Below are 14,455 nucleotides of genomic sequence, written 5' to 3'. Positions count from 1 at the left end.
TCCGCCCGCGGGCGTCCCCTTGCCGGCCTCCGCCTGCGGCCTCCGCCTGCGGGCCTCCGCTCATGGGCTTCCGCCCCACACCTCCTCGCGGGCCGCGCACAGGCGTCGTACCCCTTCCGCGATCTCCCCGGCGCCCGCGACCGCGGCGAAACTCAGCCGCAGATGGGCGGCCGGGGGTTCGGCACTGAAGTACGGCCGGCCGGGGGTGATGGCGACGCCCGCGCGCAGGGCCGCCGAGGTGAGCGCCGCCTCGTCCGTCCCGTCGGGCAGGCGCGGCCACAGGTGGTAGCCGCCGGAGGGGACGTGGGGCAGGGACAGCTCGGGCAGGTGCAGGCGCAGCGCGGACGCCATCGCGTCCCGGCGGGCCTGCAACTCCGCCGAGATGAATCGCAGATGGCGAGGCCAGGCGGGCGAGCCGACGAGTTCCAGTGCCGCCTCCTGGAGGGGCCGGGGCACGAAGAAGGTGTCGACGACCTGGATGGCCCGCAGCCGCTCCAGCACCGGCCCGCGCGCGGCCAGGGCACTCACCCGGAAGCTGGGTGAGGTCGCCTTGGTCAGCGAGCAGACGTGGACGACGACGCCGTCCGGGTCGTCGGCGGCGAGCGGAGCGGGCAGGGGGCCCGCGTCCTCGTGCGCCAGCCGCCGTACGAAGTCGTCCTCGACGACGAAGGCGCCTGCCGCGCGGGCGATGCGCAGCACCTCGCCGCGCCGCTCGGGGGCGAGCACGGCACCGGTCGGGTTCTGGAACAGGGGCTGGCAGACGAAGACACGGGCGCCGGTCGCCCGGAAGGCGTCGGCGAGCAGGGCCGGGCGCACTCCGTCCGCGTCCACGGGGACCGGTACCGGACGCAGGCCGGCCGTCCGCGCGATGGCCAGCATGCCCGGGTAGGTCGGGGACTCGACGAGAACGGGGGTGCCGGGCGGTGCGAGGGCACGCAGGGCGGTGGTCAGCGCGGACTGGCCGCCCGCGGTGATCAGCACCTCCGCCGCCGTGATGGCTCCGCCGATGCCGCGCGCGAACCACTCCCGCAGCTCCGGCAGCCCGTCCATCGGCGGGCGGCCCCACGCACCGGGACGCCGCCCGGCCCGCGACAGCGCCGCCGCCATCGCCCGTTCCGGCTGCAGCGACGGGTGCAGATAGCCGCCGTTGAACTCCACGACCCCGGGCGGCGGGGCGGTCAGCGAGACCAGGACTCCGGAGGCGTCCACCGAGCGCGGTACGAGGTCGGCGGCGCCGTCGGCGCTCAGCGTGACCTCCTGCCACGAGGTGTCCCCCGAGGGCGCGGCCGGCTCGCGCCGCCGGGCGCGGAAGGCCCCGGCGCCGGGCCGGGTGACCACCAGCCCCTCGGCGGCCAGCTGCGCCAGGGCGCGGGAGACGGTCACCGGGCTCACCCGGAACCGGTCGACGAGGGCCCGGCTGGACGGGAGCTTTCCGCCGGGTGAGTAGCGGTCCAACTCCCGCCGCAACTGGCTCGCCAGCTCAGCAACGCTGCTACGCTCATGCATGAGAGCAGAGAGTAGCGCTACCCCCTCAAGGGCGATAGCAGTCGGCGGCCCGAGCAGCCCGGAAAGCCCGAGCAGCCCCAGCAGCGCGAGCAGCCCGGGAAGTCAGCACTCCGCGTCCGGCGCTCGCTCGTTCGGCACGCTTCAGGCCGCCCTCGGTGTCGTCGCCTTCTCGCTCACCTTTCCCGCCACCGCCTGGGGGCTGGAGGGCTTCGGCCCCTGGTCCCTGATCGCCGTGCGCAGCATCCTCGCCGCGCTGATCGCCGGCGGTTGTCTGCTGGCGCTGCGGGTCCCGCTGCCCGAGCGGCGGCACTGGTTCGGACTCGCGGTGGTGGGCGGTGGCGTCGTCCTGGGCTTCCCGCTGCTGACCACGCTCGCCCTGCGGACCTCCACCACCGCGCACGCCGCCGTCGTGGTCGGCCTGCTCCCGCTCACCACCGCGCTGCTGTCCGCGCTGCGTCTGGGCACCCGCCCTTCGCGCACCTTCTGGCTCGCGGCCCTCGCGGGTGCGGCGGCCGTGCTCGCCTTCACGGCGCAGCAGAGCGGCGGCGCCCTGAACACGGCCGACGCCTTCCTCTTCGCGGCGCTGCTGGTGTGCGCGGCCGGCTACACCGAGGGCGGCCGGCTGGCCCGGGTGATGCCGGGCTGGCAGGTCATCGGATGGGCGCTGACGCTGTGCCTGCCGCTGACCGTGCCGATGGCCGCCGTGGCGCTGTCGTTCGAGCCGGTGCGGCTGACGGCGCACAGCGTGACCGGGCTGCTGTGGGTCGCGGTGGGCTCGCAGTTCCTCGGACTGGTCGTCTGGTACCGGGGCATGGCGGCCATCGGCGTTCCGAAGGCCAGCCAGTTGCAGCTGGCCCAGCCGCTGCTCACACTGGTGTGGTCGGTACTTCTCCTGGGCGAGCACCTGACGGTGGCCGCTCCGCTGACCGCCGCGGCGGTACTGGTCTGCATCGCGGTCACCCAGCGGGCCCGGGGCTGAGCGGCACACACAGGTGAGGAGGCCTCACGCATGCGAGCAACCAAGGGCGACCAGCTGGTCCAGCACGGCCGGGTGGTCGGCGAACACGACAAGGTGGCGGAGATCGTCGAAGTCATGGGCGAGGAGGGCGCTCCCCCGTACCGGGTCCGGTTCCAGGACGGGCACGAGGCGGTGTGCTCGCCCGGCCCCGACTCCGAGATCCGGCACAGGGAGATACAGCTGTAGGCCGAAGTCCGGCGGCAGCGGACGGCTGCCCCGCCCGTCCGTGCCCGTTCCGCCCGCCTACCCGTCCTGGCGCGGGGTGCCGGCCGCCCGCGCGTAGTGGTCGGCCCGCACCCGTGCCATCGCGCCGATCCGGTCGTCGGCGATGTCCTTCGCCGCGAAGAAGACATGCCCCCGTACCTCGGGGTGCTCGCGTGCCAGTGTGAGGTGCCGGGACAGTTCGTCCGGATCCTGCCAGGCGGCGGGCTGCGCCGGGTCGCCGGCCTTGTACAGCGCCTCACCCACGTACAACCGCGTCCGGCTGCCCTTGGCCACCTGCGCCCACCAGGGGAGCAGCTTCGCGTAGTCGGCGGCGTCCAGACCGATGTTCCAGTACAGCTGCGGCACGATGTAGTCGAGCCAGCCCTCGCGCACCCACTTGCGGGTGTCCGCGTACAGGTCGTCGTAGGTCTGCACCCCCGCCCGGGTGTCCGAGCCCTTCGCGTCGGTGGCCGCGTTGCGCCACACCCCGAACGGGCTGACCCCGAAGCGGGCGGCCGGGCGGACCTTCTTCACGCGGGCCGCCGTCTCGCGCACCAGCAGGTCGATGTTGTCCCGCCGCCAGGCGGCCCTGGTGGAGAAGCCGCTGCCGTGGGTGCTGTAGGTGCCTCCGTCGTCGAAGCTCCGGCCCGCCACCGGATAGGGGTAGAAGTAGTCGTCGAAGTGGACGCCGTCCACGGCGTACTTCTCCACCGCGTCCATCATCGCGTCCTGGACGAAGGCCCGGACCTCGGGGAGCCCCGGGTTGTAGTAGAGCTTCCCGCCGTACGGCACCACCCACTCGGGGTGCTTGCGCGCGGGGTGGGTGGGCACGAGCTGGGCCGGGTCGTCGTGGGTGGCGACGCGGTACGGGTTGAACCAGGCGTGCAGTTCCAGGCCGCGGGCGTGGGCCTCCTCGACGGCCGTGCCCAGCGGGTCCCAGCCCGGGTCGCGGCCCTGGCTGCCGGACAGGTACTGCGACCAGGGTTCGTACGCCGACGGCCAGAGCGCGTCGGCCGCCGGCCGCACCTGGAAGATCACCGTGTTGAGACGGTGCCGGACCGCTGTGTCGAGGTGTCCGACGAGTTCCGCGCGCTGCTCCGCGGCGCGCAGCCCCGGTCGGGTGGGCCAGTCGCGGTTGGCCACCGTGGCCAGCCACATGCCCCGCATCCCGGTGGCGACGCCGCGGGCGGACGGTACGGCGGCGGGGCCCGGCGCCGTCGGCGGGGTCCGCGCGCCGGACGGAACCGGCGCCGCCGACGCCCCGGGCGCCATCGTGAACGCCGACAACGCCGCCACCGCGAAGGCACGACGCGAGACACGGCCCATGGGGGAACCTCCTGAACGCTGTGGATCCGCACGGTCACGGATCGTGGACGGTCTCTCAGCATGCCCGACCCGGAGGACGGATCCGTGACCATTCGGAGGTAACGTGCACGATCGGAGCAGGCGCCGGGGACCCCGGCGTACCTGCCTCAGTCGTGGAGTCAGCGAAAGGGACGATGTGACCGGCATCTCGGGAGATATCGCACGTGTCGGCGTGGTGGGCTGCGGTCAGATGGGGGCGGGCATCGCCGAGGTGTGCGCCCGCTCCGGTCTGGAGGTGATGGTCGCCGAGACCACCGGCGAGGCTCTGGAGATCGGCCGGACCCGGTTGTACAACTCGCTCACCAAGGCTGCCGAGCGCGGCAAGATCACCGAGGAGGAGCGGGACGCGACCCAGGCGCGGCTGAGCTTCACCACCGACCTCGGCGAGTTCGCCGACCGTGATCTGGTGATCGAGGCCGTCGTCGAGAACGAGCAGGTCAAGACCGAGATCTTCCAGGTGCTCGACCAGGTCGTGACCCGGCCGGACGCGATCCTGGCCTCCAACACCTCCTCGATCCCGCTGGTGAAGCTGGCGGTCGCCACCTCGCGGCCCGACCACGTCATCGGCATCCATTTCTTCAACCCGGCCCCGGTGCAGCAGCTCGTCGAGCTGATCCCGGCGCTCACCACCTCCGAGGGCACGCTCAGCCGGGCCCAGCTCTTCACCGAGAAGGTGCTGGGCAAGCACTCCATCCGCGCCCAGGACCGCTCGGGTTTCGTGGTCAACGCGCTGCTGATCCCCTACCTGCTCTCCGCGATCCGGATGTTCGAGTCGGGCATCGCCAGCCGCGAGGACATCGACAACGGCATGGAGATGGGCTGCGCCCACCCGATGGGCCCGCTGAAGCTGTCCGACCTGATCGGCCTGGACACGGTCGCCTCGGTCGCCTTCTCGATGTACGAGGAGTACAAGGAGCCGCTGTACGCCGCTCCCCCGCTGCTCCAGCGCATGGTCGACGCCGGGCGGCTGGGACGCAAGAGCGGGTCGGGGTTCTACTCCTACGGCTGATTACCAAGAGCGACGCGCCGCGGGCCCGGTACCTGTCGAGGTGCCGGGCCCGCGGCATTCACACGGCGTGTGCGGCTCGGGCTCGCATATGCCGTACGCACACGCTCCCCACTCGCCCACCAGGCGGGTTGACTCACCATGCACATGCAAGGGATGTGAGACGACTACGGAAAGGAGCGGTTCGTGACCGCCGATCCCGAGCATTCCGTCGCCCAGGGAGAACTCGCGGAGTTACGACGCCGGCTGGACGTGGCCTACGCCCGCGTCGAGGGCGGGCTGGCCCTGCTCTCCCACCGCACCGAGGAGGCCGCCAAGGAGCTGGAGGACCTGAACGCACGGCTGACCATCCTGGAGCACGCCCGCTGGCCACTGCCCGCGGTCACGGTCGTCACGGCCGTGGGCGCCCTGGTCGTGGCGGTCTGGCAGGCCCTCGGACACTAGGCAGTGTCCTGGCCGAGCCTGAGGTGGTGAAGCAGGAGTAACGCTGCCGCCATGTTGGCGGCCGGGACCTCCCCGCGGGTGACCATGTCGGGAACGAGCTTGAGGGAGACCCATTCCCGGCGGTCCGACTCGAAGTCGTCCACGGGGTGGCCGACGTACACGCCCTCGTCGGCCCAGTAGATGTGGTGCCGGGCGTCGGTGAGCCCGTTGGACGGCTCCACGCTCATCAGGTGGCGCAGTGGTCCCGGCCGCCAGCCGGTCTCCTCCTCCAGTTCCCTGGCCGCGGCCACCTCGATGTCCTCGCCGTCCTCGACGACACCGGCCGCCAGTTCCCAGCCCCAGCTGTCGGTGATGAACCGGTGCCGCCACAGCAGGAGGACCTCGCTCGCCTCGTTGACGACCGTGGCCACGGCCACGGGGCGCATCCGTATGAGGAAGTGGTCGAGATGCCGGCCGTCCGGTAACCCGACGTCGGCGAGATTGACGCTGAACCAGCGATTTGAGTACACAGTTTGTTCGTTCTGTTTCGTCCACTGCACGGTTCTGCCACCTTCCTTGAGTAGGTGGCAATATCGCAGCAGCAGCGGTCCGGCAGCAGGCGCACGACGGCCGCTCACGGCGTGGCGGTGGCGCGGTGTGCCCCGGGCCGGGACGTCAGAGCGGTACGCGCAGTGCGCCGTCGATGAGTTCGGCGGCCTCGGCGGTGCCCGCGCACCCGTTGCGCACCAGGTGCTCGCGTACCGCGCGGAGTCTGTCGCGCAGGCGCTGGGACTCCATGCCACGGGCCTGTTCGGCCATTCGCACCGCGGTGGCCGCCGCCTTGTCGGCGTTGCCCTGCCGCAGTTCGATCGTGCTGAGTATGGCGAGCCGGTGCACGCGGCCCCGGTCGTGCGCGGGGTTGTCGACCGCGGCCGCGGCGTGCTCTCCGGCCGCCGCGAGTTCGCCGAGGCTGAGCAGGGCCTCGGCGACCTGGACGTTGACCAGGCCGGGCTGGACATAGCCGGTCTCGTCGGGTTCGTGACCGCGCCGGATGCGTTCGGCGGCCTGCTCGGCCCGCCGGATGCAGGACAGGGCGCTGGTGCCGTCGCCGAGGTGGGCGTAGGCCTTGGCCTGCATCGCGTACAGGTCGGAGGCGAGGGCCGGGGTGATGTGCCGGCCGGCGGCGCGCAGGGCGGCCTCGGCGAAGGCGACGGCCTGCCGGTTCTCCCGCACGAACAGCGCCTGGTTGACCAGCAGCGCGATGACGTAGGCGCCCAGGCCCCGGTCGCCACTGGCCTTCGCGAGCCGCAGGGCCTGGTGGAAGTAGCGCTGCGCGAGGCCGTGCGCGTCGGAGTCGTACGCGCAGATGCCGGCGACCGCGACCAGACCGCCGGTGGCCCGGTGGAGCTGGCGGCCGGTGGCGTCGGTGTAGCCGCCGCGCAGCAGCGGGGCGGCCTCGGAGTTGAGGAAGCCGACGATGCGGGCGCGGGTCGCCATGCCACCGGCCTTGCGGTACATCTGCTCGTAGTGGGCGCGGGCGCAGCGCAGCATCTCCAGGTCGGCCGCGGTGACCCGGTGCCGGCCGCCGCGGGAGACGTCCACGTCCTCGGGCGGGTTCTCCCACTCCCACACCGGCATCACGGCGGGTGTGCCGGTGAGCGCGGGAGCGCCGAGGATGTGCGGGCGCCGCTGCTGGTCGGAACGCCACAGGGCGGTCGCGCGCTCCACGAACCCGGACAGCGAGCCGGTGTGCGCGGCGGCCGGTTCGCCGGGCACGCCGAGGCCGATGTCGTCGAGGGTGAGAGGCCGGTGCAGCCGGGACGCGAGGACCTCGCAGATCAGGTCGGGCACCTGGCCGCGCGGCCGCTGCCCCTTCAGCCACCGCGCGACGGCGGTGTGTTCGTAGCGCAGTGCGAGCCCGCGCGCCCGCCCCGCCTGGTTGACGTGCGCGGCCAGTCCCGCGTGCGAGATCCCGGCCTCGTCCAGGATCGCGTCGAGCAGGGTGTTGGGCTGCATGGGTGCCCCCCGGGTGACTCGGTGCCGACAGCGTAGTGCGTCGGTCCTCACACGGGGTGTGAACGGAGTACGCGCATCCGTGGCGTGCGTGCGCTGTCGTGGGCGGTTCCCGGGCCGGTTGACTGAGCTGCCTCGCAAGAGGCCGGCCGGGCCGCCGGCTCCCCCTCGTACAGTGCGGCGGCCCGTGTCCACGCCGTCCGTCCTGCCGCCTGCCCGACACTCCGTGGCGGGGCGGACGGCTCCGCCGGGTGCGTGGAGGATCGCGGCGCGTCGTCGGCCGCGGGTTCGCTGTGGCTGGTCGCGCCCACGCGGCGAAGCCGCACATGACACAGCCCCGCGCCCCTCAGCGGCGTCACCGCGACGGGCCTAGAAGGGGCGCGGGGAACTGCGCGAACGACCACGACGCACTCGCAGTCGCCACCCGGCAGAAACCCCCCGCCCCTTGTGAACCGTCAGCTCCGGAGCACCGCTCCGACACGCTCGCCCGCCAGGGCGACCGCCGCGTCGCGAGCCGCGGAGGCCTCGTCGACCGTCAGCGTCCGGTCCGCCGCGCGAAAGCGCAGCGCGTACGCCAGGGACTTGCGCCCCTCGCCCAGCTGCTCCGCGTTGTCGTAGACGTCGAAGAGCCGGATGGACTCCAGCAGTTCACCCGCGCCCTCGCGCAGCGCCGCCTCGACCTCCGCCGCCGGCACGAACTCGTCGACCACCAGGGCGACGTCCTGCGTGGCGACCGGGAACGTGGAGATGCCCGGCGCCTGCGGGGTGTCGTCGCCGGCCCGCGCCACGGCGTCGAGGTCCAGCTCCATCGCGCAGGTCCGCGCGGGCAGCCCCAGCGTCTTCAGGACGCGCGGGTGCAGCTCACCGGCGTGTCCGACGACCCGCTCGGCGCCGTCGACGGTGATCGTCAGCTCGGCGCAGCGGCCCGGGTGCCAGGGGCCGTACTGACCCTTGCGGGTGCCCAGTTCGGCGCCGGCCTCGCGGGCGACGGACCGGGCGGCCTCGATGGTGTCGGCCCAGTCGGCCGGGCGGCCCTTGCCCCACCAGCCGGCCTGCTCGCGGGCGCCGGCCAGGACGACGGCGACGTGCCGCGGCTGGTCGGGCAGCGCGGCGTCCAGCGCGGCGAGGTCGTCGGCGCCGGGGCGCCGGTCGACGGGCAGGTTGGCGGCGGTCTTCCGCTCGTCGCGCGGGTGGAAGACCAGGCCTGTCTCGAAGAGCGCCAGGTCGTGCGCGCCCCGGCCGTCGTTGCGGCGCAACGCGCCGATCAGGCCCGGCAGCAGCGAGGTCCGCAGCGCGGGCTCCTCGTCGCTGAGCGGGTTGACCAGCTTGACGACACGGCGGGCCGGGTCGTCGGCGGCCAGCCCGAGCTGGTCGAAGACCTTCTCGCTGACGAACGGGTAGTTCGGCGCCTCGACGTAACCGGCGCCGGCCAGCGCGCGGCCGACGCGGCGGTGCAGCCGCTGGCGGGAGGTCAGGCCGCGGCCCGCCGGGGGCCTGGGCAGCGTGGAGGGCAGGTTCTCGTAGCCCTCCAGGCGGATGACCTCTTCGGCCAGGTCGTTCGGGTCGGTGAGGTCGGGCCGCCAGGACGGCACGGTGACGATCAGCTCGTCCTGTCCGTACACGTCGCAGCCGACCTGCTGGAGGCGGCGTACGACGGTCTCGCGGCCGTACTCCACGCCCGCGACCTTGTCCGGGTGGTCGGCCGGGACGCTGATGCTGTGCGGCGCGGACGGGGCGCTGATCTCGGTGACACCGGCCTCGGCGGTGCCGCCCGCGAGCAGCACCAGCAGGTCGACGGTGCGCTGCGCGGCAGCGGCGGCGGCCTGCGGGTCGACGCCGCGCTCGAAGCGGCGGGAGGCCTCGGAGGACAGCTTGTGGCGGCGGGCGGTACGGGCGATGGCCACCTGGTTGAAGTGGGCGGCCTCGATGACCACGTCGGTCGTCGCGCTCCCCCCGTTCTCGGCGGCGTCGTGGTCGGCGATCTCCGTGTTGGCGCCGCCCATGACGCCGGCGAGGCCGATCGGGCCGCGGTCGTCGGTGATGACGAGGTCCTCGGCGTGCAGCTTCCGCTCGGTGCCGTCGAGGGTGACGATCTTCTCGCCCTCCTCGGCCCGGCGTACGCCGATGGTGCCCTGGACCAGGGTGCGGTCGTAGGCGTGCAGCGGCTGGCCGAGCTCCATCATCACGTAGTTGGTGACGTCGACGGCGAGCGAGATCGGGCGCATGCCGACCTTCTGCAGCCGGCGCTGAAGCCAGATCGGGGAGCGCGCCTCGGTGCTGAGGCCGGTCACCGTACGGGCGGTGAAGCGGTCGCAGCCGGTGGGATCGGCGATCTTCACCGGGTAGCCGTAGGCGTTCGGTCCCGGCACGTCGAGCAGGGCCGGGTCGCGCAGCGGCAGGCCGTAGGCGATGGCGGTCTCGCGGGCGACGCCGCGGATGGACAGGCAGTCGCCGCGGTTGGCGGTCACCGCGATGTCCAGGACCTCGTCGACCAGCTCCAGCAGCTCGATGGCGTCCTTGCCGACCTCGGTCTCCGGCGGCAGCACGATGATGCCGTGCGACCCGTCGTCGCCCATGCCCAGCTCGTCGCCGGAGCAGATCATGCCGTGCGACGTCTTGCCGTAGGTCTTGCGGGCGCTGATCGAGAAGCCGCCGGGCAGGGTGGCGCCGGGGAGGACCACGACGACCTTGTCGCCGACGGCGAAGTTCCGGGCGCCGCAGACGATCTCCTGGGGCTCACCGGTGCCGTTGGCCCGGCCGACGTCGACGGTGCAGAAGCGGATCGGCTTCTTGAAGCCCTCCAGCTCCTCGATGGTCAGCACCTGGCCGACGACGAGGGGACCCTTGAGGTCGGCACCGAGGTGCTCGACGGTCTCGACCTCGAGTCCGGCCGAAATGAGCTTGGCCTGGACGTCGCGGCCGGTCTGTGTGGCCGGCAGGTCGACGTACTCCCGCAGCCAAGAAAGCGGGACCCGCATCAGATCTCCATCCCGAACGGCCGGGTGAAGCGCACGTCACCCTCGACCATGTCTCGCATGTCCTCGACGTTGTGGCGGAACATCAGCATCCGCTCGATGCCGAACCCGAAGGCGAAGCCGCTGTACTTCTCCGGGTCGACGCCGCAGGCGACGAGCACCCGCGGGTTGACCATGCCGCAGCCGCCCAGCTCGATCCAGCCCTCGCTGGAGCAGGTGCGGCAGGGCCGGTCGGGGTTGCCGACGGACGCGCCCTTGCAGACGTAGCAGAGCATGTCCATCTCGGCGGACGGCTCGGTGAAGGGGAAGAAGTTCGGCCGCAGCCGGGTCTTCATCTCCGCGCCGAACAGCGACTGGACCATGTGGTCCAGGGTGCCCTTGAGGTCGGCCATGGTCAGGCCCTCGTCGATGGCGAGCAGCTCGACCTGGTGGAAGACCGGGGTGTGCGTGGCGTCCAGCTCGTCGGTGCGGTACACGCGGCCGGGGCAGATCACGTAGACCGGCAGCTCACGGGTGAGCGCGGAGCGGATCTGCACGGGCGAGGTGTGGGTGCGCAGCACGACGCCGGACTCGGCGCCGCCCTCGGGGCCTTCCACGAAGAAGGTGTCGGCCTCGCCGCGGGCCGGGTGGTCCGGGCCGATGTTCAGGGCGTCGAAGTTGAACCACTCGGCCTCGGCCTCGGGGCCCTCGGCGACCTCGTAGCCCATGGCCACGAAGACGTCCTCGATGCGCTCGGAGAGCGTGGTGAGGGGGTGGCGGGCGCCGGCCGGGACGCGGTCGTAGGGCAGCGTGACGTCCACGGCCTCCTCGACCAGGACGCGCGCGTCGCGCTCGGCCTCCAGCTCCTCCTGGCGGGCGGCGAGCGCCTTGTTCACGGCGCCGCGGGCCATGCCGACGCGCTTGCCGGCCTCGGCCTTGGCCTGCGGGGGCAGGGCGCCGATCTCGCGGTTGGCCAGCGCCAGCGGCGAGGTGCCGCCGGTGTGGGCGACCTTGGCCTCCTGGAGCGCGTCGAGGGAACTCGCTGCGGCGAAGGCGGCGAGCGCCTCGTCCCGCATGCGCTCGATCTCTTCCGGTTTCAACGCCTCGACCTCGACAGGGTCGTACGACTTATTCGGTGCCGACATCTCTTCCCGTGCTTCCGATTGGCTGGCTGATGGTCCCCGTCACCGGCTCGTGGACGAAGCGCCTGTGCGACGCGGCATCTCCGTGACGGATCGTCTCCGTCCGAGCGTCTCCGTCTGTGCGTCTCCGCCTGCGGGACACAAAGGTGCCAGAGGCCGAGTCTAACGGGGTGAAGGAAGGCGAATGCGCCCGTGGGGGTCCCGGACCGTCTCAGGTGAGATACGCGGGAGCCGCCACGGGCAACGTAAATCGGAACTGCGCGCCGCCGCCGGGGGCGCGGCCGACCGTGATGGTGCCGCCGTGGGCCTCGACGATGCCCTTGACGATGTACAGCCCGAGGCCGGTGCCGCCGCGCTTGCTGCCCCGCCAGAAGCGGGTGAAGACGCGGTTCATGGACTCCTCCGGGATGCCGGCCCCTTCGTCGCTCACCGTGACCGACGTGCCGGCTTCCTCCCCTTCCCGGGGGGACGCCGTGGGCGTGACGTCAATGGTGACGGTTCCCTCTCCGTGCCGCACGGCATTTTCCAGCAGGTTGCTCAGTACCTGGTCGACCTTGTCGGGATCGGCCCACAGGTCGGGCAGCGGCCGGCCGAGGCGGAGCAGGAAGCGGTCGGCCTCCTGGCCGGCGGCGACGTAGGCCTGGATGTGGCGGCCGACGGCGGCGCCGATGTCGACGGGCTGGCGGCGGACCTCCAGCCGGCCCGAGTCGATGCGTGAGATGTCCAGCAGTTCGGCGATGAGCCGGGTGACGCGGTCGGCGTCGGCGTCGACCGTCTCCAGCATGAGCCGCTTCTGGTCGTCGGTGAACCGCTCCCACTTGGCCAGCAGCGTGGCCGTGAAGCCCTTGACGGAGGTGAGCGGGGAGCGCAGTTCGTGGGCGACGGTGGCGATCAGCTCGGCGTGGCTGCGCTCGGTGCGGCGGCGTGCCTCGGTGTCCCGCAGGGTGACGACGACGCGGTGGACGGGGCCGGTGGGCTCGGTGCGGACGTAGCGGGCGCAGACGAGGACCTCACGGCCGCCGGGGAGCAGGAGGTTGCGCTCGGGCTGGCGGACGCGGATGGCGAGGCCGCCGTAGGGGTCGGTCAGCTGCCACCAGCGCCGGCCCTCCAGGTCCTCCAGGGGCAGGGCCTGCTCCAGGCGCTTTCCGAGGGCCTCGGCGGCGGGGGTGGCGGTGATGCGGGCGGCGGCGGCGTTGAAGCAGATGACGTGGCCGTGCTCGTCGGCGACGACCAGACCGTCGGGCAGATGGTCCGGGTCGATGCCGAGGTCGGCGAGATCGCCGGGTGCGCGGGGCGCGGGCGGACGCGGCGCCTGCCGTGCTCCCGGTGCGCTGCTCGTGCCGACGCTCATCCCCGTACCCCACCTCTCAACCGCGCAGGGGCCTTGAGCTGGTCACCCTACTAGCTCTCGGTGACGGAGCGGCACCCTCCGGCGGCGCGCTGTGCACGCGCGGACGCGTAGAGACATACGGCGGCGGCGGTGGCCAGGTTCAGGCTCTCGGCCTTCCCGTGGATCGGGACGCGCAGGACGGCGTCGGCGAGGGCACGGGTCTCCTCCGGGAGTCCCCAGGCCTCGTTGCCGAAGACCCAGGCGGTGGGACCGCCCATGGTGCCCTCGTCCAGCTCGGCGTCGAGGTCGTGCTCGCCCGCGCCGTCGGCCGCGAGGACGCGCACCCCGGCGTCCCTGAGGTCCGCGACGGCTCGCTCGACGGGTACGCCGACGGCGACGGGCAGGTGGAACAGGGAGCCTACGGAGGCGCGTACGGCCTTGGGGTTGTACAGGTCGACGGAGGCGTCGGTGAGCACGACGGCCTCGGCGCCGGCGGCGTCGGCGCAGCGCAGCACGGTGCCGGCGTTGCCGGGGTCCCGGACGTGGGAGAGGACGGCGACGAGCGCCGGGCGGGCGGCGAGGATCTCGTCGAAGGGGGTGTCCAGGAACCGGCACACCCCGACCAGGCCCTGCGGGGTGACGGTGGTGGAGATGTCCTCGATCACCTGCTCGGCGGCGAGGTGGACGCGGGCGCCGGCGTCGCGGGCGGCGCCGATGATGTCGGCGTAGCGCTCGGCGGCCTCGACGGTGGCGAACACCTCGACGAGCGTGGCGGCGTCGTCGGCCCGGTGCGCCGCAGCCTCCCGTACGGCCTGCGGCCCCTCGGCCAGGAACAGCCGCTCCTTGCCCCGGAAGTTCCGCTTGGCCAGCCGACGAGCGGCGGCGACCCGGGGGGAACGGGGGGAGATCAGCTCGGGAGCAGCAACCATGCGACGTACCTTCGAAGATGTGACCTGGGGGCGCGGGGAACTGCGCGACCAGCCACAACCGGCCCGCACGCGCGATTCGACACAAGACGGCAGACGCAAGCGGACCCGCAGGTGATCCCGCGGGTCCGCACAGTCACGTCGGCCTGGAGCCGGCGCGGCGTTACGCGGCCTTCGGCGCGTTCACGTCGCTCGGCAGCGCCTTCTGGGCGACCTCGACGAGCGCGGCGAACGCGTTCGGGTCGTTGACGGCCAGCTCGGCGAGGATCTTGCGGTCGACCTCGACGTTGGCGGCCTTCAGGCCCTGGATGAAGCGGTTGTACGTGATGCCGTTGGCGCGGGCAGCGGCGTTGATGCGCTGGATCCACAGCTGGCGGAAGTCACCCTTGCGCTTCTTGCGGTCGTTGTAGTTGTAGACCAGCGAGTGGGTGACCTGCTCCTTGGCCTTGCGGTACAGGCGCGAACGCTGACCGCGGTAGCCGGAGGCCTGCTCGAGGATCGCCCGGCGCTTCTTGTGGGCGTTGACTGCCCGCTTGACGCGTGCCACTTTTTAACTCCTTGTAGCGGG

Annotated in this window: 13 protein-coding genes; 4 read left to right on the top strand and 9 right to left on the bottom strand. The window is 72.7% G+C overall.

Translation table 11 applies throughout. The annotated features are described in order from the left end of the window. Positions 1-60: 60 nt before the first annotated feature. Entirely contained in the window at positions 61-1,506 is a 1,446-nt protein-coding gene (locus tag ACH4NX_RS24140) for a PLP-dependent aminotransferase family protein (protein WP_398128415.1), read from the bottom strand. Here ACH4NX_RS24140 and ACH4NX_RS24135 point away from each other — a divergent pair. Both ACH4NX_RS24135 and ACH4NX_RS24130 read left to right on the top strand, forming a co-directional pair. Next, positions 1,505-2,485 carry a DMT family transporter gene (locus ACH4NX_RS24135; RefSeq protein ID WP_351401334.1) on the top strand — a complete coding sequence of 327 codons (981 nt, stop codon included), beginning with the start codon at positions 1,505-1,507 and terminating at the stop codon, positions 2,483-2,485. The genes ACH4NX_RS24140 and ACH4NX_RS24135 overlap by 2 nt on opposite strands. A gap of 30 nt (positions 2,486-2,515) precedes the next feature. Continuing rightward, entirely contained in the window at positions 2,516-2,710 is a 195-nt protein-coding gene (locus ACH4NX_RS24130; RefSeq protein ID WP_279565098.1) for a DUF1918 domain-containing protein, read from the top strand. A gap of 57 nt (positions 2,711-2,767) precedes the next feature. Here the strand turns inward: ACH4NX_RS24130 and ACH4NX_RS24125 are convergent, their stop codons facing one another. Further along, positions 2,768-4,054 (bottom strand): family 10 glycosylhydrolase, encoded by a 1,287-nt coding sequence (locus ACH4NX_RS24125; RefSeq protein ID WP_351401338.1) that lies wholly within the window; start codon positions 4,052-4,054, stop codon positions 2,768-2,770. A 175-nt stretch (positions 4,055-4,229) separates the two neighbouring features. On the opposite strand from ACH4NX_RS24125, the gene ACH4NX_RS24120 reads away from it, so the two are divergent. Next, positions 4,230-5,102 carry a 3-hydroxybutyryl-CoA dehydrogenase gene (locus ACH4NX_RS24120; protein WP_345589959.1) on the top strand — a complete coding sequence of 291 codons (873 nt, stop codon included), beginning with the start codon at positions 4,230-4,232 and terminating at the stop codon, positions 5,100-5,102. A gap of 183 nt (positions 5,103-5,285) precedes the next feature. Continuing rightward, on the top strand, positions 5,286-5,543 hold the full coding sequence (locus ACH4NX_RS24115; RefSeq protein ID WP_351401343.1) for a hypothetical protein: 258 nt from the start codon (positions 5,286-5,288) through the stop codon (positions 5,541-5,543). Here ACH4NX_RS24115 and ACH4NX_RS24110 read toward each other — a convergent pair. The 7 genes from ACH4NX_RS24110 to rplT form a co-directional block, all read right to left on the bottom strand. Continuing rightward, the gene (locus ACH4NX_RS24110) at positions 5,540-6,082 is read right to left on the bottom strand and encodes an NUDIX hydrolase (RefSeq protein WP_398128416.1); all 543 of its coding nucleotides are present in this window, start codon (positions 6,080-6,082) and stop codon (positions 5,540-5,542) included. The two genes, ACH4NX_RS24115 and ACH4NX_RS24110, sit on opposite strands and share 4 nt — an antisense overlap. Positions 6,083-6,197: 115 nt before the next feature. Next, positions 6,198-7,538, bottom strand: a complete 1,341-nt coding sequence (locus ACH4NX_RS24105; RefSeq protein ID WP_351401347.1) for a transcriptional regulator — start codon at positions 7,536-7,538, stop codon at positions 6,198-6,200. A gap of 452 nt (positions 7,539-7,990) precedes the next feature. Further along, complete coding sequence (gene pheT, locus ACH4NX_RS24100; RefSeq protein WP_398128417.1) at positions 7,991-10,513, bottom strand: phenylalanine--tRNA ligase subunit beta; 2,523 nt, start codon at positions 10,511-10,513, stop codon at positions 7,991-7,993. Next, on the bottom strand, positions 10,513-11,634 hold the full coding sequence (gene pheS, locus ACH4NX_RS24095) for a phenylalanine--tRNA ligase subunit alpha (protein WP_351401351.1): 1,122 nt from the start codon (positions 11,632-11,634) through the stop codon (positions 10,513-10,515). Before pheS ends, pheT begins: the two co-directional genes overlap by 1 nt. 208 nt (positions 11,635-11,842) lie before the next feature. Beyond that, positions 11,843-12,982 carry an ATP-binding protein gene (locus ACH4NX_RS24090; protein WP_398128418.1) on the bottom strand — a complete coding sequence of 380 codons (1,140 nt, stop codon included), beginning with the start codon at positions 12,980-12,982 and terminating at the stop codon, positions 11,843-11,845. A gap of 50 nt (positions 12,983-13,032) precedes the next feature. After that, on the bottom strand, positions 13,033-13,890 hold the full coding sequence (locus ACH4NX_RS24085; RefSeq protein ID WP_351401355.1) for an RNA methyltransferase: 858 nt from the start codon (positions 13,888-13,890) through the stop codon (positions 13,033-13,035). Between the two features lie 160 nt (positions 13,891-14,050). Next, positions 14,051-14,434: a 50S ribosomal protein L20 gene (gene rplT / locus ACH4NX_RS24080; RefSeq protein ID WP_003977226.1), complete on the bottom strand. Its 384-nt coding sequence runs from the start codon at positions 14,432-14,434 to the stop codon at positions 14,051-14,053. Positions 14,435-14,455: the final 21 nt, after the last annotated feature.

It is taken from the genome of Streptomyces sp. NPDC017225, from assembly GCF_044331465.1.
Classification (GTDB): domain Bacteria; phylum Actinomycetota; class Actinomycetes; order Streptomycetales; family Streptomycetaceae; genus Streptomyces.
This window is presented reverse-complemented; position numbering and strand designations above follow the sequence as displayed.

Coding starts and splice junctions, on each gene's coding strand:
- ACH4NX_RS24140 (WP_398128415.1), bottom strand. CDS start 1,506: ATGCATGAGCGTAGCAGCGTTGCTGAGCTGGCGAGCCAGTTGCGGCGG.
- ACH4NX_RS24125 (WP_351401338.1), bottom strand. CDS start 4,054: ATGGGCCGTGTCTCGCGTCGTGCCTTCGCGGTGGCGGCGTTGTCGGCG.
- ACH4NX_RS24105 (WP_351401347.1), bottom strand. CDS start 7,538: ATGCAGCCCAACACCCTGCTCGACGCGATCCTGGACGAGGCCGGGATC.
- pheS (WP_351401351.1), bottom strand. CDS start 11,634: ATGTCGGCACCGAATAAGTCGTACGACCCTGTCGAGGTCGAGGCGTTG.
- ACH4NX_RS24135 (WP_351401334.1), top strand. CDS start 1,505: ATGAGAGCAGAGAGTAGCGCTACCCCCTCAAGGGCGATAGCAGTCGGC.
- ACH4NX_RS24090 (WP_398128418.1), bottom strand. CDS start 12,982: ATGAGCGTCGGCACGAGCAGCGCACCGGGAGCACGGCAGGCGCCGCGT.
- pheT (WP_398128417.1), bottom strand. CDS start 10,513: ATGCGGGTCCCGCTTTCTTGGCTGCGGGAGTACGTCGACCTGCCGGCC.
- ACH4NX_RS24085 (WP_351401355.1), bottom strand. CDS start 13,890: ATGGTTGCTGCTCCCGAGCTGATCTCCCCCCGTTCCCCCCGGGTCGCC.
- ACH4NX_RS24130 (WP_279565098.1), top strand. CDS start 2,516: ATGCGAGCAACCAAGGGCGACCAGCTGGTCCAGCACGGCCGGGTGGTC.